This is a genomic window from Endozoicomonas sp. SESOKO3 (assembly GCF_024606255.1).
In genome coordinates this window covers 1-3021 of the sequence record NZ_JAHHPR010000542.1, presented here as the reverse complement: position 1 = coordinate 3021, position 3021 = coordinate 1, and the positions used below count along the sequence as shown (strand labels likewise).

The window sequence follows — 3021 nt, the reverse complement described above, 5'->3', positions numbered from 1 at the left end:
GTCATTCGTGATGGCGGTGTGATTGGTCGATTCTATCTCGACCTTTATGCCCGTGAACACAAGCGGGGCGGTGCCTGGATGGGTGAGTGCCGGGTGCGTCGCAAGATTGGCGACAAAGTCCAGCTGCCAGTGGCCTACCTGACTTGCAACTTCACGCCACCGGTTGGGAACCAACCTGCCCTGCTGACACACGATGAAGTGGTGACCCTGTTCCATGAGTTTGGTCACGGCCTGCATCATATGCTGACCCGGGTTGATTATTCTGCAGTATCCGGAATCAATGGCGTAGCCTGGGATGCGGTAGAACTGCCCAGTCAGTTCCTTGAGAATTGGTGCTGGGAAGAAGAAAGTCTGGCTCTTATCTCCGGCCACTTTGAAACAGGTGAACCCCTGCCAAAGGATAAGTTGGACAGGCTGCTGGCCGCTAAAAACTTCCAGTCCGCCATGATGATGGTGCGTCAGCTGGAGTTCTCGCTCTTTGATTTCAGACTGCATAAAGACTTCTTAAAGAGCGATAGCGAAGGGAAAACGGTTCAATCGGTACTGGATGAAGTTCGCAGCCAAGTGTCTGTGGTCACGCCTCCGGCCTTCAATCGTTTCCAGCATGGCTTCAGTCATATTTTTGCGGGGGGGTATGCGGCGGGCTACTACAGCTACAAATGGGCTGAGGTGCTGTCTGCGGATGCATTTTCACGATTTGAGGAAGCAGGTATATTCAACCGCCAGACCGGTGAGTCCTTTCTTGAGGAAATTCTGGAAAAAGGCGGTTCAGCCGAGCCGATGGAGCTGTTTGTGAATTTCCGGGGCCGTGAGCCAGAAGTGGATGCCTTGCTGCGCCATTCGGGTATCTCCTGATCAGACGATCATGAGTCAAAGGTTTTGAGGCCACCGGGTCTTGAAGCCTCGTTATTTTTTTATGCGCCATGGTCATCTATGCGCTGTAGGCCTCAGAGTTATGACAACGAAAAGATTTATTGCCGGAGCCGTCTGCCCTTCCTGTGGTCGGCAGGATTCGGTGAGAATGTACACTGAGAACGGTGAAAACTATCGCGAGTGCGTGGATTGCCATTATTCGGATGTGATGGAAAAAGACCCTTCTCTTGCGGGGAAGCCTCCAGTGACGAGGGTCTCCCCGGAAGGTGGTGAGTCGGATGATGATGCTAACAAGGACAAGGGTGTTCAGATCGTACGAATACTGGATCAATAACCTGGAGTTCGAAATCAGACGTTGTCATAAACCATTCCTGCTGAGGTGCTTTGCTTTAGTGAAGCACCATGGCTGTCGGGGTTTAACAAGCGACTTTCAAATACAGTCCTCTGCATTAACGTCTACTTCAATCGTCAGCGTTCAGGGTCAGGCTGCTGACGTAAACTTCAGTTCAATGCCCATCCGGCTGGACAGGCAATTCCATTTTGACCAGGTTGATACCCACTGCTCCGGATTACGCTTATTGGCGAAGTCCTTGAGCATACGATCATTGTATAGCTCCTGTGAACGCATCATATGTCTTGCCGTCTGCTCAGCAATTTTGTCCAGCTCATTGCCGAACTCTTCACCCAGAATGGCATGGATGATCAGGTTGGCCCAGGTCATGTTCATCGGGATCAGGGTACAGCCGATTCGGGACAGGTAACTGTCGTTTACTTCTTCAATCAGGCGATGAGTAAAGTAGGCTTTATCGAGCAGATCAAACAGTCCCACATTATTTTGGGACTGTAGAACCGGTGCAAGAAAGTTTTCTTCGGCAATGCTCAGAAACGGGGATATGAAAGCCTCAATATCCAGTTCCTTTGAAGCCTGGTCCAGTGCTTCAAGAAAGTCAGGTATATGGTCAATGTATTCAACTGCAAATTTCAGCAGTGTTTCACTGGCCATGTCTTCGGGAAGTTCGATCGTGTGGTGCAAATACTCCACCTGCTGACAGACAAGCGACTGAAGGTGGCCTGAGCCTTCTTCATGCTTTCGGGCGCAATCGATCAGATTGCTGATTGCCTGCACGTCCATGATTGTCTCGTCTCCGTTGCGGTTGCTATTAATTGGGGTACTGCAACGCCACCTTGAAGGTGTTAAAAAGACCATAGTGCCAATCAGAACACAAGCCTTTTTAAATACCTCTTTTTCATAATAATAAGATCTTTTATTCATTAAATTAGAATTAAAAAAAGACTGTAAATCACGATGAAAATGAAAAAGTGCAAGCGCTTGTGTAGTCAAAAAAATGACGCACTATATGTGCTTGAAGAAATGATTCTGAAGAGATCACTTTATGGCGTAATGAAGATTTTGTTTTTCAGTTGAATGGATTTTAGAGCTGTCATAAGCGACACAGAACTGAGGTGGCTCAGAAAAGTCATCAGAATGAAGCTCAAAAAAGTTTTCTTTCTATTAAATTTCTTATAACTTATTTAAACGACAAGTGACATTTTAGTTTAAGATGTTTTTTGAAAAGACTCTTTTCATTTTGTGCAATCATGTTGTTTAATGAGGTACTGGGACTATACTCATTGAGCGATTGTTGTCAGACTAAATGTCTTACGAGATGCGTCTGAAGGGTATTAGTATTTGCAGGATGTTCCTGTGTTTTGGGTTTTGCAGGTTGGGTCCGAAGTAGTATGACATTGTCAGTTACTGAGTGGTCTCTTGCGATTGGATATTGGCACTCTGAGTATCGGCAGGCAACCATGGGCAGTGCTGGTTTGTTTTCCTCTGAAGGGTAAAACAAACTAAAGGCCGATGTTTGACTGAAGGTTCTGTCGTCGAAAGCTCTGATGGTTAAAGTGCACTGAAGTTTTCAGGCAAGATGCTGTAATGGCTCCTGTGTAGTAGCGGCAATCAATTAAGTCAGTAAGCGTGGCTCTGGAACGTCCAGGCCATAACGCTTACTGCTCCAACACCTCTGAAAGCAAGACTTGGGTCTGCTGGATAATAACAAAAAGTCACCGCCTGTCTGGGCGGACAGTCAGGGGATGTAAGGGAATGATGCAGCACGCGCTAGCTCTCTTTCTTTTGATAAAAACTGC

3 protein-coding genes are annotated in these 3021 nt (G+C 47.1%); 2 read left to right on the top strand and 1 reads right to left on the bottom strand.

Annotated elements, in window-relative coordinates:
- A partial coding sequence (locus KDK18_RS09370; RefSeq protein WP_257254640.1) for a M3 family metallopeptidase occupies positions 1–855 on the top strand: 855 nt, incomplete at its 5' end.
- Positions 856–955: 100 nt separating this feature from the next.
- Positions 956–1207 carry a YheV family putative zinc ribbon protein gene (locus tag KDK18_RS09365; RefSeq protein WP_257254639.1) on the top strand — a complete coding sequence of 84 codons (252 nt, stop codon included), beginning with the start codon at positions 956–958 and terminating at the stop codon, positions 1205–1207.
- Positions 1208–1354: 147 nt separating this feature from the next.
- Here KDK18_RS09365 and KDK18_RS09360 read toward each other — a convergent pair whose 3' ends face one another.
- Positions 1355–2146, bottom strand: coding sequence for a hypothetical protein (locus KDK18_RS09360; protein WP_257254638.1), 792 nt, complete (start codon positions 2144–2146; stop codon positions 1355–1357).
- Positions 2147–3021 lie beyond the last annotated feature (875 nt).